General features: G+C 61.7%; 26 protein-coding genes. 12 read left to right on the top strand and 14 right to left on the bottom strand.

What is annotated here, in order from left to right; all coding sequences use genetic code 11:
• Positions 1–79: 79 nt before the first annotated feature.
• Both AB7783_RS09475 and AB7783_RS09480 read right to left on the bottom strand, forming a co-directional pair.
• Positions 80–2185, bottom strand: a complete 2106-nt coding sequence (locus AB7783_RS09475; RefSeq protein ID WP_439064028.1) for a DEAD/DEAH box helicase — start codon at positions 2183–2185, stop codon at positions 80–82.
• Between the two features lie 264 nt (positions 2186–2449).
• Positions 2450–2929 carry an MgtC/SapB family protein gene (locus tag AB7783_RS09480; protein WP_093758331.1) on the bottom strand — a complete coding sequence of 160 codons (480 nt, stop codon included), beginning with the start codon at positions 2927–2929 and terminating at the stop codon, positions 2450–2452.
• A 128-nt stretch (positions 2930–3057) separates the two neighbouring features.
• Between AB7783_RS09480 and AB7783_RS09485 the strand changes: the two genes are divergently transcribed.
• Entirely contained in the window at positions 3058–3741 is a 684-nt protein-coding gene (locus tag AB7783_RS09485; RefSeq protein ID WP_441277473.1) for a DUF2161 domain-containing phosphodiesterase, read from the top strand.
• Between the two features lie 126 nt (positions 3742–3867).
• On the top strand, positions 3868–4167 hold the full coding sequence (locus tag AB7783_RS09490) for a hypothetical protein (RefSeq protein WP_089263988.1): 300 nt from the start codon (positions 3868–3870) through the stop codon (positions 4165–4167).
• A gap of 88 nt (positions 4168–4255) precedes the next feature.
• Here the strand turns inward: AB7783_RS09490 and AB7783_RS09495 are convergent, their stop codons facing one another.
• Both AB7783_RS09495 and AB7783_RS09500 read right to left on the bottom strand, forming a co-directional pair.
• Positions 4256–4888, bottom strand: coding sequence for a GNAT family N-acetyltransferase (locus AB7783_RS09495; RefSeq protein WP_093758330.1), 633 nt, complete (start codon positions 4886–4888; stop codon positions 4256–4258).
• A gap of 173 nt (positions 4889–5061) precedes the next feature.
• Positions 5062–5460 carry a PaaI family thioesterase gene (locus AB7783_RS09500; RefSeq protein ID WP_093759062.1) on the bottom strand — a complete coding sequence of 133 codons (399 nt, stop codon included), beginning with the start codon at positions 5458–5460 and terminating at the stop codon, positions 5062–5064.
• Positions 5461–5573: 113 nt separating this feature from the next.
• Here AB7783_RS09500 and AB7783_RS09505 point away from each other — a divergent pair, with 113 nt between their 5' ends.
• Positions 5574–6356 (top strand): cobalamin-binding protein, encoded by a 783-nt coding sequence (locus tag AB7783_RS09505; protein ID WP_441277474.1) that lies wholly within the window; start codon positions 5574–5576, stop codon positions 6354–6356.
• A gap of 41 nt (positions 6357–6397) precedes the next feature.
• Here AB7783_RS09505 and AB7783_RS09510 read toward each other — a convergent pair whose 3' ends face one another.
• Positions 6398–7105 (bottom strand): pyridoxamine 5'-phosphate oxidase family protein, encoded by a 708-nt coding sequence (locus AB7783_RS09510; RefSeq protein WP_441279671.1) that lies wholly within the window; start codon positions 7103–7105, stop codon positions 6398–6400.
• 118 nt (positions 7106–7223) lie between these two features.
• On the opposite strand from AB7783_RS09510, the gene pdxR reads away from it, so the two are divergent.
• The 3 genes from pdxR to AB7783_RS09525 all read left to right on the top strand — a co-directional run bounded on the left by pdxR (position 7224) and on the right by AB7783_RS09525 (position 9250).
• Positions 7224–8717, top strand: a complete 1494-nt coding sequence (gene pdxR, locus AB7783_RS09515; protein WP_441277475.1) for a MocR-like pyridoxine biosynthesis transcription factor PdxR — start codon at positions 7224–7226, stop codon at positions 8715–8717.
• 121 nt (positions 8718–8838) lie between these two features.
• On the top strand, positions 8839–8991 hold the full coding sequence (locus AB7783_RS09520; RefSeq protein ID WP_165826841.1) for a hypothetical protein: 153 nt from the start codon (positions 8839–8841) through the stop codon (positions 8989–8991).
• Positions 8992–9004: 13 nt separating this feature from the next.
• Positions 9005–9250 carry a DUF6719 family protein gene (locus AB7783_RS09525; RefSeq protein WP_089263984.1) on the top strand — a complete coding sequence of 82 codons (246 nt, stop codon included), beginning with the start codon at positions 9005–9007 and terminating at the stop codon, positions 9248–9250.
• Positions 9251–9265: 15 nt separating this feature from the next.
• On the opposite strand, the gene AB7783_RS09530 is transcribed toward AB7783_RS09525, so the two are convergent.
• From AB7783_RS09530 to AB7783_RS09545, 4 genes are all read right to left on the bottom strand, one after another.
• On the bottom strand, positions 9266–10102 hold the full coding sequence (locus AB7783_RS09530) for an SDR family NAD(P)-dependent oxidoreductase (RefSeq protein WP_441277476.1): 837 nt from the start codon (positions 10100–10102) through the stop codon (positions 9266–9268).
• Complete coding sequence (locus AB7783_RS09535) at positions 10102–10551, bottom strand: nuclear transport factor 2 family protein (protein ID WP_441277477.1); 450 nt, start codon at positions 10549–10551, stop codon at positions 10102–10104. The genes AB7783_RS09530 and AB7783_RS09535 overlap by 1 nt, the downstream gene beginning before the upstream one ends.
• A gap of 175 nt (positions 10552–10726) precedes the next feature.
• Positions 10727–11113: a hypothetical protein gene (locus AB7783_RS09540; RefSeq protein WP_441277478.1), complete on the bottom strand. Its 387-nt coding sequence runs from the start codon at positions 11111–11113 to the stop codon at positions 10727–10729.
• A gap of 48 nt (positions 11114–11161) precedes the next feature.
• Positions 11162–11323, bottom strand: coding sequence for a hypothetical protein (locus AB7783_RS09545; protein WP_441277479.1), 162 nt, complete (start codon positions 11321–11323; stop codon positions 11162–11164).
• A gap of 333 nt (positions 11324–11656) precedes the next feature.
• Here AB7783_RS09545 and AB7783_RS09550 point away from each other — a divergent pair, with 333 nt between their 5' ends.
• A complete protein-coding gene (locus AB7783_RS09550; RefSeq protein WP_441277480.1) occupies positions 11657–11902 on the top strand; it encodes a hypothetical protein in 246 nt (81 codons plus the stop codon).
• Between the two features lie 36 nt (positions 11903–11938).
• Here AB7783_RS09550 and AB7783_RS09555 read toward each other — a convergent pair whose 3' ends face one another.
• Positions 11939–12454: a CreA family protein gene (locus AB7783_RS09555; protein ID WP_120292570.1), complete on the bottom strand. Its 516-nt coding sequence runs from the start codon at positions 12452–12454 to the stop codon at positions 11939–11941.
• Positions 12455–12782: 328 nt separating this feature from the next.
• Here AB7783_RS09555 and AB7783_RS09560 point away from each other — a divergent pair, with 328 nt between their 5' ends.
• The 4 genes from AB7783_RS09560 (at position 12783) to AB7783_RS09575 (ending at position 16660) form a co-directional block, all read left to right on the top strand.
• Complete coding sequence (locus AB7783_RS09560; protein ID WP_441279672.1) at positions 12783–14312, top strand: L,D-transpeptidase family protein; 1530 nt, start codon at positions 12783–12785, stop codon at positions 14310–14312.
• A 97-nt stretch (positions 14313–14409) separates the two neighbouring features.
• Positions 14410–14985, top strand: a complete 576-nt coding sequence (locus tag AB7783_RS09565; protein ID WP_441279673.1) for a glutathione peroxidase — start codon at positions 14410–14412, stop codon at positions 14983–14985.
• A gap of 150 nt (positions 14986–15135) precedes the next feature.
• On the top strand, positions 15136–16080 hold the full coding sequence (locus AB7783_RS09570) for a polysaccharide deacetylase family protein (protein ID WP_441277481.1): 945 nt from the start codon (positions 15136–15138) through the stop codon (positions 16078–16080).
• Between the two features lie 22 nt (positions 16081–16102).
• Entirely contained in the window at positions 16103–16660 is a 558-nt protein-coding gene (locus AB7783_RS09575; protein WP_175366116.1) for a dihydrofolate reductase family protein, read from the top strand.
• 7 nt (positions 16661–16667) lie between these two features.
• On the opposite strand, the gene AB7783_RS09580 is transcribed toward AB7783_RS09575, so the two are convergent.
• The 4 genes from AB7783_RS09580 to AB7783_RS09595 form a co-directional block, all read right to left on the bottom strand.
• Complete coding sequence (locus AB7783_RS09580) at positions 16668–17123, bottom strand: DoxX family protein (protein ID WP_441277482.1); 456 nt, start codon at positions 17121–17123, stop codon at positions 16668–16670.
• A gap of 197 nt (positions 17124–17320) precedes the next feature.
• Positions 17321–19630, bottom strand: a complete 2310-nt coding sequence (locus tag AB7783_RS09585) for an NADP-dependent malic enzyme (protein WP_089263974.1) — start codon at positions 19628–19630, stop codon at positions 17321–17323.
• A gap of 67 nt (positions 19631–19697) precedes the next feature.
• Positions 19698–21470, bottom strand: coding sequence for an aspartate--tRNA ligase (gene aspS / locus AB7783_RS09590; RefSeq protein ID WP_089263973.1), 1773 nt, complete (start codon positions 21468–21470; stop codon positions 19698–19700).
• 309 nt (positions 21471–21779) lie between these two features.
• Positions 21780–22007: a hypothetical protein gene (locus AB7783_RS09595; protein ID WP_158596856.1), complete on the bottom strand. Its 228-nt coding sequence runs from the start codon at positions 22005–22007 to the stop codon at positions 21780–21782.
• On the opposite strand from AB7783_RS09595, the gene AB7783_RS09600 reads away from it, so the two are divergent.
• Positions 21979–23658, top strand: coding sequence for a methyl-accepting chemotaxis protein (locus AB7783_RS09600; RefSeq protein WP_441277483.1), 1680 nt, complete (start codon positions 21979–21981; stop codon positions 23656–23658). The two genes, AB7783_RS09595 and AB7783_RS09600, sit on opposite strands and share 29 nt — an antisense overlap.
• Positions 23659–23693: the final 35 nt, after the last annotated feature.

The following is a 23693-nucleotide window of genomic DNA, read 5'->3' on the forward strand; positions in this document are numbered from 1 at the left end:
GATGATTGCATATCACCAACTCATGGTTCGAGACGCGCGCTAAAGTAGCGCGCTCCTCACCATGAGGTCGGAGCCCAGACTACCCGGCGTTGCCCCAGATCTTTTTCTTCTTGCCGAAAGCCGGCTTGGCAGCTGGCGCACCGCCATCGCGCTTGGCCTTGGCGACGTAGGGCGGCTTGTCCGCGCGTGGTTTCTTTTCGAACTTCGGCTTGCCTTCGTAACGCGTGTCTTCGCTGCGGGGCTTTGCATAAGCCGGCTTGTCGGCGCGCACCGGATCGTATTTCGGCTTGCCGTCGAACTTGGGCTTGCCTTCATACTTCGGCTTGTCATCGAAACGCGGTTTGCCCTCGTAGCGCGGCTTGTCGCCCTGGTAAGGCTTGTCGCTCTTCGGCTTGTCCTTCCAGGACTTCTCCTTATAGGCGCCCTTGTCCTTGAAGTCCGGACGGTCGCCATCGGATCTGAAGCTGGGCTTGCGCGGGCGCTTGTTGGAATAGTCGCGATCTTCCGGCGCCGTGCGGCTCGATGCGACCGCGCCTTCCGGACCGTTAGCTAGCGGCTCGATGTGGATATTGTCTTCCTTGTCCGGACGCTTGATCATGGTCGCGAACTTCTCAGCCGCGGCTGCCGAAATCTCGAATTCCGAATTGCCGTCATAGATCTTGATCGCGCCGATATCCGCCTTCTCGATGCCGCCGCGACGGCAGATCATCGGCAGCAACCAACGCGCTTCGGCATTCTTCTGCCGGCCGATGGCGACGCGGAACCACTTGGCGCCCTCGCCCATCGGTTCGCTCTTCTTCGGGGTCTTGCGGACCGGAGCGCCTTCTTCGTCCCGGCGACGGCTGCCGGGGCGATCCTCGCGACCGCGGAACGTGCCGGGATCCTGCACATCTTCAGGCGACGGCAGACGCGAGCGATACAGCCGCGCCAGCGCCGCTGCGATCTCCTCGGCCGAACGCTCGGCGAGCATCGCGCGCGCCAGCGTCAGATCGTCCTCGGTGGACTCTTCAGTGAACAACGTGTCCTGCAGCATGCGCTGCTGATCGAGCACACGGATTTCCTCGACGGTCGGCGCTGATCCCCAGACGGCATCCGTGCCAGCGAGATTGAGCAGCATCTCGGCGCGGCGACGGCGCGATGGAGGCACCAAGAGAACACTGACGCCCTTGCGGCCGGCACGCCCAGTACGACCCGAACGATGCTGCATCACTTCGGGATCGTTCGGCAGATCGGAGTGAATGACGAGGCCGAGATTCGGAAGATCGATACCGCGCGCAGCCACGTCGGTAGCGACGCAAACGCGTGCGCGACCATCGCGCAGCGCCTGCAGCGCGTGAGTACGCTCGTTCTGGGACAGTTCGCCCGAGAGAGCGACGACCGAGAAGCCGCGCTCCAGCAGGACGGTCTGCAGATGGTTCACCGCGTTGCGGGTGTTGCAGAACACGATGCTGCTCGGCGATTCAAAATAGCGGAGCACGTTGACGACAGCGTGTTCGACGTCGTTCGGCGAAATCCGGATCGCGCGATATTCGATGTCGGAGTGACCGCCTTCGGTGCCTGCGACTTCGACGCGGAACGCCTGCTGCTGATACTGCTTGGCGAGATTGGCGATGCCGCGCGGCAGCGTCGCCGAGAACAGCAGCGTACGGCGGGATGCCGGCGTGGTCTTGAGGATGAACTCCATGTCCTCGCGAAAGCCCATGTCGAGCATTTCGTCGGCTTCATCGAGCACCACGGCCTTCAGTTCGGAGACGTCGAGGCGATTGCGACGCAGATGGTCGCAGAGACGTCCGGGCGTACCGACAACGATGTGCGCGCCTGCGGCCAACTCGCGCTGCTCCTTGCGCGGATCCATACCGCCCACGCAGGAAACGACGCGTGCGCCGGCATATTGATAGAGCCAGGTCAGCTCGCCATGCACCTGCAGCGCGAGTTCGCGCGTCGGTGCGACGATCAGCGCCAGCGGCGATCCAGCCTTCGGCAGCTTCTCCGCGCCTTCGAGCAGATTTTCGGCGATCGCCAGACCATAAGCGACGGTCTTGCCGGAGCCGGTCTGCGCAGACACGAGAAGATCACGACCGACAGCATCGTCAGCGAGGACAGCGGCCTGGACGGGGGTGGATTCATTGTAGTTGCGCTCAGCCAACGCGCGGGCGAGCGACGGACCAGTCGAGAGAAATGACACAGATGTAAACCTTGGTTGCAGCGGACCGCGTCGCGGTCGGACTCATTGAGATCCACGGGATCAATACTTGGGACCAAACGGAAACGAATCTGCCGCCCTTCAGTTGGCGGTCACGTCGGGTCCAGGAGTCCGGTGCGTATCGGGATCGACGGAGCTTTACGCTGCTTCGCAGCAAAAGGCCAATCATTGCTGCCATGTGCCGGCGAAATCGGGCGAATTGAGGTTAACCCTCACAGAATTGCGCCAGCACCGGTATTTTGTCGCTCAAATTTCGCTGGGAGGCTTTTTAACGTCCTCTTCCGTCTTTGGCCCCTCCTGCTTGAAAGGTACCAGGAGCCAAAGAGTCAGGAAGGTGAACAGCGAGATGACGACCGCCACGTCATAGGCGCCGAGGCCCACGGCAGCGCCAGTTGCGCCGGTTGCCCACAGACTGGCTGCAGTGGCGGTACCACGCACCGAGCCGTTGTCTTTCAAAATGGCGCCGCCGCCGATAAATCCCATGCCGGTCATCAGGCCTTCGATGATACGCGCCGTGCCTTCGGGATGACCGTTCAGAAACCCCTCGGTCGCCTGAACGATGCCGCAAGTGGCAAGCGCCACCAGCGGAAAGGTCCGCAGCCCGGCGCTGCGCTCGGCGCGCTCGCGATTCCAGCCGATGGGCAGCGCCAGAACATAGGCGATCGACATGGCGATCAGATGCGGCAACAGACGAAAGCTGTCTGACATTTCCAGAAGGGTCTTCACCGCGGGTCTCCGATCGCACAGGGATAAGGCGCCTCGGGTGTCCCCGCGGGCCAACCCGGATAAACTCGACCAGTGAGTCGCGGTTGCAGCGGCGCATCGTCTCATGGACTTCGACTTGGACGTTCGATTTGGAAACTTCGCTCTACCTTCCGGTGAAACGCTTCCTCGAAGGCCTTGGCTTTACGGTCAAAGGCGAGATTGGCGGTTGCGATCTCGTGGCGCTGAATGGCGATGATCCACCAATCGTTGTGATCGGCGAGCTCAAGCTCAGCTTCAATCTCGAACTGATCCTGCAGGCTGTCGATCGCGCCGGCGCCTGTGATGAAGTCTGGGTCGCCGCCAAGCTCTCCATCCGCGGCAAGGGCCGTGAAAGCGATGCGCGCTACCGCAACCTCTGCCGCCGGCTTGGCTTCGGGATGTTGGGAATCACGGATGCCGGCGGCGTCGAGGTTCTGGTCGCGCCTGCCACTGTCGCGCCCCGACGCAATCCGAAGAAGCGTTCACGCCTCATCACCGAGCACAAGAAGCGCCAAGGCGATCCTGCCCTTGGCGGCAGCACGCGCGCGCCGATCATGACGGCCTATCGTCAGCAGGCGCTCGCTTGCGCAGCGATGCTTGTCGTCGGTCCGCGCAAGGTGCGCGAGCTCACGCCTGATTATCCGGACGCGCAAAAGATCCTGCATCGCAACGTCTATGGCTGGTTCGAAAGTCCCGCGCGCGGCACCTACGCGCTCACCGATGCCGGCCACGCGGCGCTGAAACGTTGGCCGCAACCCCAACGGGATACCGCCCCGCCATCCGCTTTGTCGTAAAGCTACCGATCAAACTCTTTCTCGTTTTCCGGGAACAAGTTTGCATGGCTGCTTTGTCGCGGTAATTCCATATTGCAATGCAACAACTGCTCGCTTAGGTATCGCAAATCAACACTGAGGCGAGCGATGAGCGAAGACTGGAACACGAAATATGGAACGCGGCGCGTACGGCGCGATCCCCCGACCCTGGAAGAAGCCATCTTCGCCGCTATGGGTATCACCGAGGATCTCGATCAGCAGGCGGAGATCGCCGCCTCGCTGATGGGCATGCCGTTCGACGCCGTGCAGGCTGAAGTGAAGAAGGCCAATCGTTCGACCGGCACGCTGCGCGTGACCCGCGTTATCGCAGGCGAGCAAGGTGCTCAGCGTTCGGTGGTCGTGGAACGGCGCGTGACGCGCAAATTCGGTAACGACAAGCGCATCTGATTTTGAGGGCGCTCACAGCCCTCCCCGCAGTCGCAAAAAAGGCCTCGTTCACCACGAGGCCTTTTCTTTGTCGCGATAGTTTCTTGGCTCAGGACGATTTGCCCCAGCCGGCGAGCTTCAACCACAGACCCCAGTAAGCCCGGTTATAGTCGGCCACCGCGCGCGCCACATCGAGCGCCGAGGTCTTGGGCTGCGGCGCGACACCAGCGCCCATGGGATCGCGCAGGTCTATAACTCCCGTGGATTCGCCGTGCCGGAACGACAGGTGCGCACCAAACTTGTTGGCCAGTGCACGCATCGCATCGTTCTGCGCGCCGGTGGTGATACGCAGCCTCGCGTAGCCCATCGACCGCGCCTTGGCGATCAGCTTCGTGAACAGGATGCTGCCAACGCCCTTGCGGCGCACGATGGCTTCAACGCTGAAGGCAATCTCGGGCAGCGAGTCCGGCGACAGGTCGGCCTGATGCAGTTCGGCGGCGCCGCGCACGATGCCATCCTCGAAGTAAACGAGAATGACGGTGCCGGTATTGACGGACTTCTCGGCGTAACGCGCGACCCATTCGTCGTCGAGCGAACCGTTGAAACGATCACGGCGGCTCTCGCGGTCCAATCTCAAGAGATGATCGCGGAACAGCGGCAGCTCGCGGGCTGCCAGGACACGCACATGTCCGCGGGCCGGAGCCCTGGTCGAAATGGCAATGGTGGTGGCTGCGTCTAACATGGTCAAAATCCTCAAGTTGCCCTCGAGGAAAGCGTCGATTCCCTAGACACCCTATATTGTGCGACGCACCATAAAATACAAGGGCGCAGATGCCGCACCTGCCAGCGCCCACTGCAGGTGAGCCATGCAATTATCCAGCATTAACAAAACCTTAAGCGCGACATACCACCGCCTTACAGCACCAGTTGGGTCTGCGTCACGACGCCCACCAGCTTGCCCTCTTCGGTCTCGATTCGGGTCTGCCATACCTGCGTTCTGCGCCCCCGATGAACCGGCGTTGCGATGGCGCGCACGGTGCTTCCTGCTTTCGCCCCGCCTGTGAAATTGGTCTTACTCTCGATGGTCGTCGTTCCCTTGGCGCCCTCCGGCAGATTGATGACCGTCGCCGCCGCACCAACCGCATCGGCGAGCGCCATCACCGCGCCGCCATGGATCGTATGGCCGAGTGTGCACAGGTCCTCGCGCACCAGCATCGTGGCAACGACGCGCTCCAGGTCGGCGTCGGTAAAGGTCACACCCATCGAGACGGAAAACGGCATCGCGAGGCTGTGGATCTTGTCGAGCGGCGTCATGCTGGCCTCAACTCCCTGCGGTTTGTCTTGCCCATCATCATGCGGGCTTGATGAAATTTCACGACACAACACCCTGCCGTGACAAGCTCTTTGTTAACAGGCATATCGACGTCATGCGCCACTTCCCGCCACGCCGGATCGTCTGCCTTACGGAAGAGACCGTGGAGACGCTGTATCTGCTCGGCGAACAGGATCGCATCGTCGGCGTTTCCGGCTATGCGGTGCGGCCGCCGCAGGTGCGACGCGAAAAGCCGCGGGTGTCCGCGTTCATCTCGGCCGACCTGCCGAAGATCCTCGCGCTCGATCCTGACCTTGTGCTGTGCTTCTCCGATCTGCAGGCTGAAATCGCCGCAGACCTGACGCGCGCCGGCATCGCCGTTCATGTATTCAACCAGCGCGACATCGCTGGCATTCTGGCGATGATCCGCACGCTCGGCGCCATGGTCGGCGCAGGTGAGCGCGCAAATCAGCTCGCAACGCAGTTTGAGCTGCGACTTTCCAGCGTCAATGCTGCGGCAAACTTGCGGCAGACGAAGCCGCGCGTCTATTTCGAGGAATGGGATGATCCGCTGATTACCGGGATCGGCTGGGTGTCCGAACTGATCGAGATCGCCGGCGGCGAAGACGCTTTTCCGCAGCTTCGACATCAGAAGGCAGCGAAGGATCGCATCGTCATGCCTGCCGACGTGATTGCCGCGGCCCCCGATGTGATCCTCGCCTCGTGGTGCGGCAAGAAAGTCGTGCCCGATAAAATCCGACAGCGCCCGGGCTGGAACGCGATTCCTGCCGTGCGCGACAATCGCATCTATGAGATCAGATCGCCGCTGATCCTGCAGCCAGGACCAGCAGCGTTGACGGATGGACTCGACGCGATCGTCGCGGCGCTGTGGCCGTAACCGGCACGAGCACCGACGCCGTCATCTGAGATGCTCGCCCCTTACCCCTTCGGGTATTTCAGAAAATAGGCATCTGTCAGCGCATCTTCGAGCAGCCGGCCTTCCGAATATGCTTGCAAGGATGCAGGCCGTTCGACGCCGGGCAACAACCGCGGACACGGCTCCGGCGCACCGATCACCGTCCTCACCGGAATGCGCTCGGCATAGATCGGCAGTTCGTAATCCTCGTCATCGTCAGCCACGCCCTTGGCGCGAATTTTTGCCGACGCCTCCTCGATCTCCATGGCGATGAAGGACGTCGCCTTCATCTCCTGTGCCGTGGTCTCGCGCAGACTGGCGGTGCGATCCGGAAAGAAACGGTCGACCATCGCGATGCCAGCCTGCTCCTTCTCGTCGGGATCGGTGACGAGATAAGCGTTTCCGAATGCCATCACCGCACGGTAGTCCGCGGAATGATTGAAGCCGCAACGTGCCAGCACGAGGCTGTCGAGAAAGGCCACAGTGAGGCAAACGCGTTGCTGCGCGGTCTGGTTCTTCAGCATGCGGCTCGCGCTACTGCCGTGCCAGTACAGTTTCGTGCCTTCGCGCCAGAAGAAGGTCGGCGTGCAATAGGGCTGCCCGTCGATCACGTAGGACACATGGCACATCATCGATGCGTCCAGAATGTTATGCACGGTCTCGTGGTCATAGAAGCCGCGGTCATGGCGTCGCTTCACGCGATTGCGCGCCGTGAGCGGATATGACGCGATGTCTGCGTTCGTCGGTTCATCGGTCTTCAGTTCGGCTGTGGTCACGGCAATCCCCCGTCAATTGGAAGCGTTCGAATGTGTTGTACCGCCGCATTTGGTCTGCGATAGTGCCAATTCCATGCGAAAAATTCCGACCAATTTGGCGAAGCCAATTCCGAAGCCCGAGCTACCGCTCGATCTCACGGGCGCACATATCACCGAAGGATCGTCCTCGCAGGATCGGCTCTATCAGGCGCTGTGCCATGCCATCACCGGCGGCGTTGCCAAACCCGGCGAAGCTCTGCCGCCATCGCGTATCCTTGCGAAGCAAACCGGTTTTCAACGCAATGCCGTCACCAATGCCTATGAGCGTCTAATCGCCGATGGCTTTGCCGTCGCACACGTCGGCTCTGGCACCTTCGTCGCCGCGCGGATTCCGACGCGGACCAGCAGCAAGCCGACGAAGACCATCGCCATCGACGCGCCGCAGCGGGGCACGCTCGCTCTCGGCTGTACCGATATCGACGAACAGGCGCTGCGCCGTTTTCGCGCTTTCGCCGGCCGCCGCCTGCGCGCTTTCGGCGCCGAGCATCTGCACTACGGCGATCCCCGCGGCAGTCATGAACTACGCACCGCCATCGCCAATCATCTTCTGTCAGCGCGCGGGCTGCGCTGCGATCCCGATCAGATCATGCTGACATCGGGCACACAGCACGGGCTGCGCATCGTGCTGTCAGCCATTCTCAAGCCAGGCGAACAGATCTGGTGCGAGGACCCCGGTTACCCCGCCGCACGAAAATCGATCGAACATTGCGGCGCCCGGCCGGTGTCGGTGCCGGTCGATGACTTCGGCCTGATCGTCGCCAGGGGCCGTGCCACGGCGCCATCTGCGCGCGCGGCCTATGTCACGCCCTCGCATCAATTTCCACTCGGCGTGCAAATGGCGATGCCGCGGCGTCTTGAATTGCTCGACTGGGCGAAGGACGCCGGCGCATGGATATTCGAAGACGATTACGACAGCGAGTTTCGCTATGACGGCGCGCCGTTGCTGTCGCTCGCCGGCATCGATCACCTGCAGCGCGTGATCTATATGGGCACGTTTGCCAAGACTCTGTTTCCCGGTCTGCGCATCGGCTACTGCGCCCTGCCCGAACGCCTGATTGGCCCGGTCACGACGGCGCGCGCGGCGATGGACCGCTTTCCCGGCACATTGATGGAAGGCGCCGTCGCCGACATGCTGAATTCCGGCGCCTTTGCAGCCAACCTGCGCAAGATGCGGAACATCTATCGCGAGGCGCGCGACGCTCTGGCGACGACGTTGACGGATGCGTCGGACGGGCAACTGACCGTGCCGGTGCCGTCACAGGGCCTGCATCTGGTGGCGAAGTTCGCGCCCGCGACGTCGCTTGAGATCGCCGCAAAGGCCAAGGCTGCAGCCGGCGTCGAGGGCTGGTTGCTGGCTGACACCTATCTGCGCGCCCGCCCTGCGCCGGGCTTCGTGCTCGGCTTCGCCGGCCATCCCATTCGTGAGCTTGTCACATCGGCGGAAAGACTGGCGAAAGCCTCAGCGGCGAGTTTGCGCGCCCACCGCAAGCCTGCGGCAAAGACGCGTGGAACCCGCGTGGGGGGCTAAAACTTGAGGCTGGCTGGCACTCAATGCCGGCAACCGCTGCGCTTCTAGAATCGGATGCGCATCCCTACAATCCAGGCAGACAAAATGCCCAGCAGGCAGATCTGCCCCCAACGGAGACCTCATGTCCGGCAATCGCAACGTGCTCTACCTGATCATCGGCGCGCTGATCGTCGGCATCGGCGTGCTCGGCTACAATCTCTACCAGACCAAGAAAGAACCCAGCGGGCTGCAGATCAATGTCGGCCCCGACGGCCTCAAGATCCAGAACAAGTAATAAAGGTCGCACAATGCGCTCGGCAATTTGGCTATCAGGAATTCTGGCTTCGCTTGCGTTAGCGACGCCGGCGCTTGCGATCGATCAGGTCAACCGCGAACAGGACATTGTTGATGTCCGCCTCGGCCAGCGCATTCTGGTCGATGACGGCTCTTGCCCCACCGGCCAGATCAAGGAAGTGTCCGGCACGACGCTGACCACGTCCGGTGTGACGCGTGTTCGCAAATGCGTTCCCCGCGCGGGCACCAAGACGCGCTAGTCCAAGACGCGCTCATCAATGCCGCTGTGGCTCGCTTGGCGGCACCGGAGAACCGGTCTGGCCAACACTCGCACCGCCATCGATAGCTAGCGTAATCCCTGTGATCCAGCGCGCCTCGTCGCTGGCAAGAAACAGAACACCATAGCCGATATCCCAGCCGGTCCCTTCGGTGCCCAGCAGTGTGCCCGCTGCGCGCGCCTTGCGCATCTCATCGCTCATGCCACGCGACGCCACCATCGGCGTATAGACCGTGCCGGGGGCGATGCAGTTGACGCGAATGCCGTCGCGGCCGTGATGTGCCGCCATCGCTCTGGTGAGGCCGATCACCGCCGATTTCGACGTTGGATACAACAAGCTCGGGTGGCCACCACGCAGGCCGGCGATCGACGTCAGGTTGATGATCGAGCCGCCGCCAGATTTCATCATTTCCGGAATCGCATACTTCGCCATCAGCATCATTGAGGCAACGTTGATACGCATGGCGCTGTCCCAGGCGCGGTCGTCGACCTCGATGGCGTCGCCGCGCGGCCCGGTGAGGCCAACATTGTTGACGAGGATATCAAGACGGCCAAAGCCTTCGACGGTGCGTTCGACGATCGCCTCGCATGACGCGCGATCACTGACATCGCCGTCATAGATCTGCGTGATGCCGCCCTCCACAGCGATCAATCGCGCGGTTTCTTCGGCAGCGTCTACGTCGGTATCGACCAACGCGACACGCGCGCCATGCCGCGCCAACAACACCGCTGCGGCACGTCCGTTGCCAATGCCATCGCCGCGGGAACCCGCGCCGGTGATAATCGCAACCTTGCCTTTCAATCGACCGTCACGCTGGGGCTGCGCCATATCCATCAGAACATGCCGTTGGTGTTAGCGGACTTTTCCGGGATCGGCTGAACGGCATCCCAATGTTCGACGATCTTGCCGTTCTCAAGCTTGAAGATGTCGACGATGGCATTGCCGCGCGTACCCTTCTCGCGCACGGCATGGACATGCAGGATCACATAGTCGCCGTCGGCAAAGACCTGCTTGATCTCGCTATGCGAGTCCGGGAATTTCTCCCGCAGGAAACCGATAAAGCCTTTGAAGCCCTCGACACCATCAGCCGCGTTGGGATTGTGCTGAACATAACGCGGACCGAAATATTTGGATGCCGCCTCGAAGTCCTTTTGGTTGAGGCCCTTCTCATAGAATTCAACGACGGTTTTCTTGTTGGTGTCCTGGGTGCTGGCATCTGCAGCCAACGCCGCGCCGGTCAGAAATATCGAGACACACGTCAAGCCGATCGAAACAAATCGCATAAAAAATCCCTCGGTTCCCACCAATTCAATTAGTAGCGAATCCACCCACCTAACGGTGGTGTAGTAAAACGCTATCATTGGCAGTAACGGGATGACGAGAGGGAAAGACAGAAATCCGCTATCATTTTGGCGCGACGACGCAGCGCAAAAAGATCACGCGAACTAACTGAGTGGTTCAATCCAGCGGCGCCGGATCATACATGCATTGCAGGGTCGGCTTCGCGATCTGCGTGAAGGTCGCGCTGATCATCGACTGCTTCGATGCCGGGATCCAGTCCTTCTCGATCGTAGGTACGCCGCGCTCACTGATGCCTCGCAGCAGTGCCTCGCGCAAATCAGCGTCTTCCACCGTTGCCACGGCGTGGTCATGCAGGCAGCCGCACACTTCTTCCGGATGCGCCCAGCGCCCGACCATATGCGGCGAGCACAAACGAACGAACTCGCCACGCTGGTCCGGCAATTTCCGCCATGACCAGATCTGCGCCTGCGCCGCACTTCCCGTGATGGAACTCGCAAGGGCGGCAGTGACAACAATGGCAGTCAGAATACGTGGTCTAGTCATTTCAAAACTTTTCTTGTTGTTTCTCGGGTTATCCGCCCGCGATCGAAATCAGCGTGCGTAGGCCACAACCATCGGCGCAACAGCGCTGATCACCGGCGAACCGGTAAAGGCGAACGTACCGATACCGGGTAGGTTACCATCGGTGGAACCGGCCATCGACGGGCCGGCCAGGATGAAGGCGAAAGCGAGGATGAAGCTGATGGTGCGCATCTGACGTCTCCAGTTCGGCAGCGCTGCCCGCCGCGTCGTTGACAAATGGATAGCCAATGCGGGTTTCGGCACGTCTGCGGCCCAAGAGGAAAATGGTTTCGTCCCCCGTCGAATTGTTTCGTGGCGCCCATGCCGACGACACAATCCGGGCGGCAAATCTGCGAACGGCTTAGAAAGAACGCCTTGGAAAGGATGTCTCGAAAGTTCGTCCGGCTGTCGCATGCCCTTAACAAAACTGAACCGAAACGCGGCTAAAGCGACTTCAGGAGAGCGTATGCAACCTTTTCAGGCGACTGCGCGTTTCTGTTCACCTCGAAGAGAAGGAATGCAGTCGTGGGAACCGGCAACAACGACGTTGGCAAGGATACCCCGATCAGCGCCCCCGGACGGCCACTGGTCTCCACGGTACACGCGCGCGCTAAATGCCAAGGCGCCATGTCGCAGCAGGGCTACGGCTCGCACGGCAACGAGTGCTATCCGCAGCAGCTGGTCCAGCTCGTGGGCTATCGTGACCCGCAGCCGCAGCAGTCATGGGACCGCTTGCGCACGAAACGCGTCGTCACCCACTCCGCTGAATAGCGAAGCACGGCTAAGTTCTAGCGGCCGATAGATCGCTTATTTGATGAAGTCGCCGCATTTCTGGACGGCAACGTCTGACTGCCCCCAGGGCATGATCGGAACTGATGACGTCGAGTTCTTCGGCGAACCCTCGATGATCCGGTCCGAATAGACCATGTAAACCAGCACGTTTCGCTTGGCGTCGCAGCCGCGGACGATTTGCATTTTCTTGAAAAAAAGGCTGCGGCGCTGGCGGAACATGTCCTCGCCCTGATCGCTCTTGGCCTTGAACGTGATGGGACCGATCTGCCGGCACGCGAGCGAGATGTCCGAAACTTCTTCGGCCAGACCGAGCCAGCCCTTGAAGCCACCCTTTTCAGGCACAGTGAAGTGGCAGGCGACGCCGTCGACTTCGGGGTCGTCGACGCCATAGGTCGCCAGCTTGTCGTTCGGGCTGAGCCATTTGAACACGGTCGAGCGCCGGAAGATCAGATCCGGTTCATCCGCAGCCTGCGCCGGGACAATTGCCAACGCCGCGAATGCCGAAAGCGCCAGGACGCCGCGCCGCAGCATCTTGGTGAGCCCGCCAGATCCATTAAACGTCATGCAACTCTCCGTGACCGATCCAGAATATGTAGGCATTCCAACCGGATTCGGAAGCCAGGATGCCCCTCTGTTAATTCAATGTGAGGCTTTTTTGCTAGGCTGATCCCGACTCAGCGGTAGCCAGATCACTCATGCTGGTGAACCCATCTCGCGCCTGCGAGACTAATGTTTTCAGATGGATTCGAGGATATTGGACGTGAGTGCATTTCAATTGTCGTGGGGATCAACGGACAAGAGCCGCTTTCTGGGCAGCACATTCTTTTCCGGCAGCTTCCTGCGGATCGCACTCGTCGCCATGACCGGCATGACCGTGGCGATGCCTGCCGATGCCGCGGTGTTCTGGACCGACGAAAACCCAATGATCATGCGGGAGATCGAACCGCCGGCGCCGCAACCGCAGCAGCGCCAGAAGAAGCTGAAGCGCCTCGGCGCCAGACTTGAGAAACAGGTCAAGGAACACACCAAGCCGGTCGGCCCGCTGGTGATCGCCATTTCGATCGAGCGGCAGTCCCTGCGGGTATTCGACGCCAACGGCCTGTTCGCGGAAACGCCGGTCTCGACCGGCATGCGCGGCCATTCGACGCCCATGGGCGTGTTCAGCATCATCCAGAAGAACAAATGGCACCGCTCCAACATCTATAGCGGCGCGCCGATGCCCTACATGCAGCGCATCACCTGGTCGGGCATTGCTCTGCATGCCGGCGCGCTGCCAGGCTATCCGGCGTCCCACGGCTGCATCCGCATGCCGATGGCCTTTGCGACCAAGATCTGGGGCTGGACCCGCATGGGTGCCCGCGTGATCATCGCGCCCGGTGAAATCTCCCCAGCGGAAATCTCGCATCCGCTGCTCGCCGCTCAGAAAATCGCGCCGGGTCCGGTCGCGGTAGCGGCGCCTCAAGACGTCCAGACATCGCCAAAGGCTGATAAGGCATCGGCAGATGCGAAGCCCCAAGACTTCGGTCTGAGGCCATCCGCCGCCGACCGCACCAAGACTCAGGACAAGACCCAGACCGCCGATGCCAGCAATGCGATGACAAAACCGGCGCCTGCGACTGTGATGTCGGACGCCACACCTGCAAAGGTCGAAACCGCCGTTAAGGCCGCAGAGCCCGAAATCATGACGCGCCGCGATCTCGACGCCGCGATCGCCAAGGTCGTCGAATTGCCGACCCCCGAGGTCAAATCGGCAGAGACCGTCGCGGAAGCGCCAGCCAAGCTTGAACCTGCCAAGACGGAAGCACCGAAGGCGGAAATCGCAAAAGCTGATGTCGCACCGGTCGCCGCCAGTGTGCCCGACGTCAAGAAGGACGAAACGCGCCCCGCCGATTCAGCCAAGGCCGAGATGCCTACGGCGCCCGCTGCCGATGCGACGCCAAAGCGGTCCGGCCAGATTGCCGTGCTGGTCAGCGGCAAGGACGGCAAGCTCTATGTGCGGCAGAATTTCGCGCCGCTGTTCGAGACGCCGATCGCCATCAAGCCCAGCGATCGCCCGCTCGGCACTCACATCTTTACCGCCCGCACCGACAAGGATGATGCCAAGGCATTTCACTGGACCGCAGTCTCGCTGCCTGCCGTCCCGCATCGCGCCGACGAGGACGACAATGTTTCGCGTCGCCGCAAATCCACTGGTGCCGTTGAGGTGAAAACCCGACCGCTGCCGAACAGCGCCGCCGAAGCGCTTGACCGCCTGACGATCCCCGCGGACGCCATGGCACAGATTACCGAAGCGCTCGCGAGTGGCGGCTCCATCGTGGTGTCCGATCAGGGCATTGCCGCCGGCGGCGAGACCGGCCAGGGCACCGAATTCGTGGTGCCGCTGCGCTAGCCTCGTTCACTCCGGCCCTGTAACAGCTTGTTGAGTGCGTCATCTCGGAGATGACGCTACTCTGCTCGCGAAACAGGCTGGGCTACGACGAATGGCGATGATCAATCGCAGGCAGATGCTGACGACGGTATTGGGCGCGGCAAGTGCTGTGGCGGTCGCGCGTCACGCCTCGGCGCAAGGCGCCGTGAGCCGCATGACCGCCTATGGCTTCGCGTTTCCCGGCCTCAAGGGTGGCGACATCAAGCTCTCCGACTATGCCGGCCGCCCGATCATGGTGGTCAACACCGCCTCGCAATGCGGCTTCACCCCGCAATATGCCGGGCTTCAGACGCTGTGGACCGAATTCCGCGAGCGCGGCTTGATGATCATCGGTGTGCCTTCCAATGACTTCGGTGGACAGGAGCCGGGGGGCGCCAAGGAGATCACCGACATTGCCGAGGGACATTTCGGTATCGGCTTCCCGATGGCCGCCAAGACCGTCGTGAAGGGACCGAACGCACACCCATTCTACAAATGGGCGGCAGAGGCACGGCCGCGCGACCTACCGCGGTGGAACTTTCACAAATATCTGGTCGGACGCGATGGCTACCTCACCGACTCCTTCGCCTCCGAATTCGAACCGACCGATACACGCATCAAGACCGCCGTCGGACGTGCCCTGACCGCGGCTTGAGCGGTTCAATATCGATCCAGTCGCTGACTGGGGATAAGGGCCGTTGCCATAGCGGTACCGCCTGAAATCGCGCTAGAATTGCGGCCACGACCATCTGGATCAGCCCGGCCACCTCGCTGACGACGCTGGTCGCAGGTCAAGGGGGACGTGATGCGCAGTGCGGCAGGTCTGATTTTTGCGAGCGCTATTTCATTGTGGGCAGCAGGTGCACAGGCACAAGCGCCCAAAGCGGGTGTTGCAGCCCCCGCCCCCGCGGCAACGCCCGCGCCGCCACCGGCACCCGCGGCTGCACCTGCCCCCGCCAAATCGACCTGCGCCAATCCCGATGCGCTCGGCGTCAGCCGTGTGGTCGAGATCGACACGACGGGCGGTCCGGGCTTCGGCTTCGAACATTTCAAGCAGCTCGACTTCCTGCGCGACAAGGAAGTGGTGCTGACCTTCGACGATGGTCCATGGCAGACCACAACGCCGACTGTGTTGAAGACGCTGGCCGACGAATGCGTCAAGGCAGTGTTCTTTCCGATCGGCAAGCACGCTACCTATTATCCGGAGGTGCTCAAACAGGTCGCTGCGGCCGGCCATACCATCGGCGGACACACCTGGGCCCATATCGCGCTGACCAACAAGAAACTGACCCAGCAGCAGCGTATCGATGAAATCGAGAAAGGCTTCAGCGCCGTGAAGTGGGCACTCGGTTCGGCCCCCGCACCGTTCTTCCGCGCTCCGGCGCTGCAGCACCCGCCGGAAATCGTCATCTATCTCGGCACGCGCAACATGGCGATCTTCTCCTGTGACATCGACTCGTTCGACTTCAAGACGCGCAAGTCCGAACAGGTCATCACCAATGTGATGACCAAGCTCGACAAGCTGGGCAAGGGTATCATCCTGATGCACGACTTCCAGAAGCACACCGCCGAAGCGTTGCCGACCCTGCTGCGCAAGCTCAAGGCCGGTGGCTACAAGGTCGTGCATATGCGTGCCAAGGCGCCCGTGCAGACCATCGCGTCCTATGATGAAGCCATCGTCAAGGACGCCAAGCTGCCGACGGTCAGCAGCCGTCCTGTGAACAGCGTCGTCCAGACGATCTCGGAATAATGAGGACTCGTCGACGCCCCTGATGCCCGCATTTCGTTTCAACGGCTACGTCATCGTCTCGGCGGACGGCATGCTCGCCGACGCCAGTGGCGTGATGCCCGATACCCTCAAATTTCCCGGCGACCTCGCCTTTTTCACCGCAGGTCTCGACCGTGCCGACCTGATCGTGCACGGCAGGCATTCGTTCGAGGATCAGCCGAACTCACCGAAGCGCAAGCGCATCATCGTCAGCCGCAGCATCGCTGCCATAGGCCCCGATCCCGAAAACAACAAAGCCACGCTGTGGAATCCGGCCGGCGCATCTTTCGAAGACGCTTGCGCGCATGCGGGCGTTCATGCCGGCACCGTCGCCGTCATCGGCGGCCCCAGCGTATTCGAGATGTTCTTTGATCGCATCGACGTGTTTTGGCTGTCGCAGGCGCCCCATGTCCGCCTGCCCGGCGGCGAGGGATGCTTCCCCGGCGTCCCCGAACGATCGCCGCAGGACATTCTCTCCAGTCACGGCCTGCAAGCGAGCGAGGTCCAGATCCTCGACTCCGCGCATGAAGTCACAGTAACGGCCTGGCGGCGGGTGTCCTGAGCGAGGACTATACTTCGTTGTAGCCGCCCGGCAGCCGCGCGCTGCGGCCGATACCGGCGATCATGAAGAGGCCGCCGATCAACGACAGGTTCTTCAGCGCGTGGATCATCTGGTTCTTGGCCTCAGGGCCTGTCAGGTTCCAGAAGTCGTGGAAGTAGAACGTTGCGGCCATCACGAACAGCACCAGCACCAGAGCGAAGAAGCGCGCGCCCAGGTTCAGCGCGACGAGGATACCACCGACCAGTTCCAGTGTTGCAACGGCGATTGCGAGAATCTGCTTCAATTCCATGCCTGCCAGCCCTTCGAGCTGCGTCGCATAGGGCGTCACAACCGTGGGGATCGTCGGGATAACCTTGTTCGCGATCGCATCTGCCGTTGCGCTGAGGTCGAGAAACTTGGATGCGCCGGACGCAATGAAGATCACGGCAAAGAGAATGCGCCCGAAAGTAATAAACGCTGGCATTGGTCGGCCTCGCTGGACTGCAATGAATACTTGTCGAAATACGTGACGAGTATGATCATTCCATCACATTTTTCAAACGAACAAATGGATGACCTCGTTGGCGTCATCCATTTGTCGCGATGCCTTTCAGATCGGCGAACTATCCAAAAGCGCAACGGCCGGGAAGCATCCAGCCAGCGCGAGGCTGACTGAACGCGCTAGCCGAAAAGGCTCGCCTGCGGACGCCCAGCCCGCTCCTGCGCCTCGACAGCCGCAACCGCCGTCATGTTGAGGATACCACGCGCTGTCACCCCCGGCGTCAGGATATGCGCCGGACGCGCCGGGCCGATCAGGATCGGGCCGACCGGGAGCGCATCCGCCAGCGTCTTGATCATCTGATAAGCGACATTGGCGGCATCGAGCGTCGGCATGATGAGGACATTCGCCGAGCCCTCGAGTTTCGAATGCGGCAGCACGATCTTGCGGGCTGCTTCCGACAGCGCGGTGTCGCCCTGCATTTCGCCATCGGACTCGATTTCCGGATGCTTCTCACGCAGCAATGCTGCGGCGCGGCGCATCTTGCGCGAAGAGTCCGTATCGTAGCTGCCAAAGTCAGAATGCGACACGAAAGCGATCTTCGGCTTCATGGCGAAGCGCTGCACGTGGTTGGCAGCGAGCGCCGCGATTTCCGCGAGTTCTTCCGCGCTCGGATTCGGACGCACTTGCGTATCAGCGATGAAGTGCGCACCCTTGCTGGTGATCATCAGCGACAGCGCTGCAAAATCGCTGACGCCCGGCAGGAAACCGATGATCTCGCGCACATGGCGCAGATGGCTCATGTAGCGGCCTTCGACGCCGCAGATCATTGCATCCGCCTCGCCGCGGATCACGGCGAGCGCGGCGATCACCGTCGCATTGGTGCGGACGACCGTGCGCGCCGCATCCGGCGTCACGCCGCGACGGCCGGCCACGTCGATATAGGACTGCACGTAAGAGCGATAACGCGGATCGTCCTCGGGATTGATCAGATCGAAATCCTGGCCGGCCTGGATCGCCAGACCGAACCGCTTGATGCGGGCTTCGACGACCGACGGACGGCCAACGAGGATCGGACGCGCCAGCTTCTCTTCCAGCACCACCTGCACGGCGCGCAGCACGCGCTCGTCTTCGCCTTCGGCATAGATCACGCGCACCGGCTGGGTCTTTGCCTTCGCGAAGACCGGCTTCATCACCAGACCGGAGCGGAATGCGAAACGCTCGAGACCTGCGGTGTATTCCTCGAAATTGGCGATCGGGCGCGAGGCCACGCCGGATTCCATCGCCGCCTTGGCGACGGCCGGCGCGATGCGCAGGATCAGGCGTGGATCGAACGGGCTCGGGATCAGCGACCCCGGACCGAAGCCCTGGGTCTCGTTGTCGAAGCCGGCGGTCACAGCATCCGACGGCGGGTCTTGCGCAAGCTGCGCGATGGCGTCGACGGCAGCGATCTTCATCGCCTCATTGATCGCCGTCGCCCCACAATCGAGTGCACCGCGGAAGATGAACGGGAAACAAAGGACGTTATTGACCTGGTTCGGAAAGTCCGACCGGCCGGTGCAGATCATCGCGTCCGGGCGTGCCTTGCGCGCTTCGTCCGGCATGATCTCCGGCGTCGGATTGGCCAGCGCCATCACCAGCGGCTTGTCGGCCATCGCCTTGACCATCTCGGGCTTCAGCACGCCCGGAGCGGAGACGCCCAAGAAAATATCGGCGCCGGCGATGACATCGCCCAGCACGCGCGCATCGGTCTTCTGCGCATAGACCGCCTTCCAGCGATCCATCAGGGTGTTGCGGCCCTCATGCACGACACCGTCGATATCGCAGACCCAGATGTTCTTCTTCTGCGCGCCCAGCGACACCAGAAGATTGAGACAGGCGATCGCCGCGGCGCCAGCGCCGGAGCAGACGATCTTGACGTTCTTGATGTTCTTGCCGTTCAGCAGCAGCGCGTTCTTGATTGCGGCGCCGACGATGATGGCGGTGCCATGCTGATCGTCGTGAAACACCGGGATCTTCATGCGCTCTTTAAGCTGCGCCTCGATCTCGAAACATTCCGGACCCTTGATGTCCTCAAGGTTGATGCCACCGAAGGTCGGCTCCAGTGCCGAGACGACCTCGACCACGCGCTCGATGGTGTCGGCGGCGATCTCGATGTCGAACACGTCGATGCCGGCGAACTTCTTGAACAGGACCGCCTTGCCTTCCATCACCGGCTTCGACGCCAGCGGACCGATATTGCCGAGACCGAGGACAGCCGTGCCGTTGGAGACGACGGCCACGAGATTGGCGCGCGAGGTCAACGACGCCGCTTCATTGGGGTCGGCAGCAATCGCCAGACACGGCGCGGCCACGCCCGGCGAATAGGCCAGCGCCAGATCACGCTGGTTGGCAAGCGGCTTGGTAGCCTGGATTTCGAGCTTACCCGGCTTGGGAAGGCGGTGATAGGCAAGCGCCGCGCGCGAGAGATCGTCAGAAGATGAAGAAGACATGCGTGCTCCCGCGCGTCATAAAACAAAAGTTAGGTAGAAGGGCGTTTCTTCTTGTTGGTTTGCCGGACTACTTGTCCTGCAGATTGAGACGGATATGCGCTTCACGCAACTGCTTCGGCGAAGCCTCTGACGGCGCGCCCATCAACAAATCTTCAGCACGCTGGTTCATCGGGAAGAGCGAGATCTCGCGCAGGTTGTTGGTACCGCAGAGCAGCATCACGATACGATCGACGCCTGCCGCCATACCGCCATGAGGCGGTGCGCCGTACTGGAAGGCGCGATACATGCCGCCGAAGCGCTCGACCACCGTCTCCTCGCCATAGCCGGCGATCTCGAACGCCTTCACCATCGCTTCTGGCTTGTGATTACGGATGCCGCCCGACGCGATCTCGTAGCCGTTGCAGGTGATGTCGTACTGGAAGGCCTTGATGGTCAGCGGATCCTGCCCGACCAGCGCATCCATGCCACCCTGCGGCATCGAGAACGGGTTGTGCGAGAAGTCGACCTTCTTGTCGTCCTCGTTGTACTCGTACATCGGGAAATCGACGATCCAGGCCAGCGCAAAGCGCTCCTTGTCGATCAGGTTCAGCTCTTCGCCGACCTTGGTGCGTGCGAGACCGGCGAACTTGTAGAATTTCTCGGGATCGCCCGCGACGAAGAACGCGGCATCGCCGGCCTTCAGGCCAAGCTGCTGACGGATCGCTTCGGTACGCTCCGGTCCGATGTTGTTGGCGAGCGGGCCTGCACCCTCACCGCCCTCGCGCCACATGATGTAGCCGAGGCCCGGCTGGCCTTCGCCCTGCGCCCAGGAATTCATGCGGTCGCAAAATGCACGGCTGCCGCCGCCGGGACCGGGGATCGCCCAGACCTGGTTCTTGTCGTCTTCGAGCATGCGCGCGAACACTTTGAAGCCGGAGCCGCGGAAGTGCTCTGCCGTGTTCTGCATCTCGATCGGGTTCCGCAGGTCCGGCTTGTCGGTGCCGTATTTGCGGAGCGACTCCGCGTAAGGGATCTTCGGCCAGTCCTTGTTGACCGGCTTGCCCTTGGCGAACTCCTCGAACACGCCGGTGATGACCGGCTGCACCGCCGCGAACACGTCTTCCTGTTCGACAAAGCTCATTTCGAGATCGAGCTGGTAGAATTCGCCGGGCAGACGATCGGCACGCGGATCCTCGTCGCGGAAACATGGCGCGATCTGGAAGTAGCGGTCGAAGCCCGACATCATCAGCAGCTGCTTGTACTGCTGCGGTGCCTGCGGCAGCGCGTAGAACTTGCCGGGATGGATGCGCGACGGCACCAGGAAGTCGCGCGCGCCTTCCGGCGACGACGCAGTGAGGATCGGCGTCTGGAATTCGAAGAAGCCCTGCTCCTTCATCCGCTTGCGCATCGAGTCGACGATGGCGCCGCGGGTCATGATGTTCGCATGCAGCTTCTCGCGACGCAGGTCGAGGAAGCGATATTTAAGCCGGATGTCTTCCGGATAGTCCTGATCGCCGAACACCGGCAGCGGCAATTCGGCTGCGGGGCCGAGCACCTCGATGGCATCGATATAGATCTCGACATCGCCGGTGGGCAGTTCGGCATTCTCGGTGCCGCCGGGACGACGACGCACCTTGCCATCGATCTTCACAACCCATTCCGAGCGCAGCGTCTCGGCGACCTTAAACGCCGGCGAGTCCGGGTCGGCGACGCATTGGGTCAGGCCGTAATGGTCGCGCAAATCGATGAAGAGCACGCCGCCATGGTCGCGGATACGATGGCACCACCCCGACAGGCGAACGGTCTGGTCGATATGGCTGTCGCGGAGCGCGCCGCAGGTGTGAGACCGGTAGCGATGCATGGGTATCCTGGAAATACGTCAGAGGGCGGAATCGGGTTCGCGATCAAGCGCGAAGCGCAGGGTTTACCCGACCGCATCCGACGCGGCAACCAAAGCTCGGCGATCAGATCGCCCGAATTTGCGGGCCGCGACTGCATCACCGGAGGCCTCCGACCGATGAATTTCGGACTACCATTTCCAAATGCAATCGAGCGATCGGAAAACCTCCCGCAACGCGGGAACTACATGATTGCACACGCAATAACCAGCTACCTCGGGTCAAGCACCATCGGCACCCGGATACGTCGCGTCGGTATTTCAGCACCAGATTCAACTACTTAAAGCGGTATTTGTGTCAAAATTTACTGAACGTTGACGACCACCATTCACTGTCTTGCCGTGAACCCAGCCCGTTTTGAAGGCAGGTGATTCAACTGGAACTTGCTGCTTCTTGCCCTGCCGCAACCCAAGGCAGCCGCCATTTCGGCTGACCGGCGTCGCAGCCTTAGAACCGCCGAGGAATATGTTCGTGCTCGCCAGATATTCGATCAGTACCAAGCTGTTTGTCATTGTTGCTTTTCTTTTCGTCGTGATCGCGGGCATCGGCACCCTCGCCTTCATGCAGATGCGAGCCATCAACGCAGCGACCCAGGATATCCAGACGCAATGGCTCCCGAGCGTCCGCTGGATCGGTGAGATGCGCGTTCAGTCGGCGCGGTATCGCGCTGTGCTGCGCGACCACCTGATCGTGGCCGATGCCGACCGTCCGGATGTCGACAAGAACCTCGCCGCCCGCAAATCGGACTTTGAAAAGGCCGCAAAGGCCTATGCTCCGCTGGTGTCATCGCCGGCAGAGCGCGATTTGGCGGACAGGCTCGACGCAGAATGGAAGGCCTTCATCGCCGCCGGCAACGACGTCCAGGCCCTCGCCAACAAGGGCGATGTGGCGGCAGCCAAAGAGATCAACGCCAAGAAGGTCGTTCCGACCGGCCGCGCCATGGACGGCACATTGGCCAAGCTCGTTGAGTTGAACGACAAGGGCGCCGAAGTGGCCGGCAGCAATGCGAACGCAACCTATGCCAACGCCATCTGGATGATGGTTATCATTCTCGGCGCCTCGGTCGTGCTCGGTCTCGGCGCTGCCATGTATCTGGTGCGCGACATCTCCGGCGGCATCGCCTCGATCCTGAAGCCGATGGGCCAGCTAACCGATGGGCAGCTGGAGGCCGTTATCCCGCATCAGGGCGAGAGCACCGAGATCGGCCGCATCGCCAGCGCGTTGCAGATATTCAAGGACGCCCTCATCGCCAAGCGTGCTGCGGATCAGGCTGCCGGTGCCGAAGCCGCAATCAAGGCCGCCCGTGCGGAAACCATTACGAAGGCGACCAGCAACTTCGAGTCGATGATCAGCGAGCTGGTTGGTTCGCTTTCATCCGCCTCGACCGAGCTCGAAGCCTCCGCCACCACGCTGACCCGCACGTCGGATATCACCATGACCCTGTCGGGCTCGGCAGCGTCTGCATCGCATACGGTGTCGAGCAACGTTCAGTCGGTGGCCGCGGCAACGGAAGAAATCACCTCGTCGGTGAATGAAATCGGCCGCCAGGTTCATGAATCGAATCGTATCGCTTCGACCGCCGTGCTGCAGGCCGAGAAGACCAATGAAAGCATTACCAAACTCACGCAGGCCACTGCACGGATCGATGACGTCGTGAAGCTCATCACCGCCGTTGCCGAACAAACCAACCTGCTGGCGCTCAACGCCACCATCGAGGCGGCGCGCGCCGGTGACGCCGGCCGCGGCTTCGCAGTCGTCGCCGCCGAAGTGAAGGCGCTGGCGTCGCAGACCGCCAAGGCCACCGACGAAATCAGCATGCAGATCGCCGGCATGCAGGCGGCCAGTGCGGAGACCGTCGAGACCATCAAGGAGATCGGCTCGACCATCACGCTGATTTCCGAAGTCTCGTCGGCCATCGCAGCGGCGGTTGAGGAACAGGGCGCAGCGACACAGGAAATCGCGCGCAATGTCCAGCAGTCGGCCCAGCTCAGCACCCAGGTCGCCAGCGAGGTCACCGAGGTCAATCGCGGCGCCAGCGAGACCGGTTCAGCCTCCACGCAGGTGCTGGCTGCAGCGCAGTCGCTATCGCTCGAAAGCAATCGCCTGAAGGACGAAGTCGACCGGTTCCTCGATACGGTTCGCGCCGCTTGAGACCACTTTCAGCGGTTGCCTAACACGTCATGGCC

It is taken from the genome of Tardiphaga sp. 172_B4_N1_3, assembly GCF_052076035.1.
Classification (GTDB): Bacteria; Pseudomonadota; Alphaproteobacteria; order Rhizobiales; family Xanthobacteraceae; genus Tardiphaga; species Tardiphaga robiniae.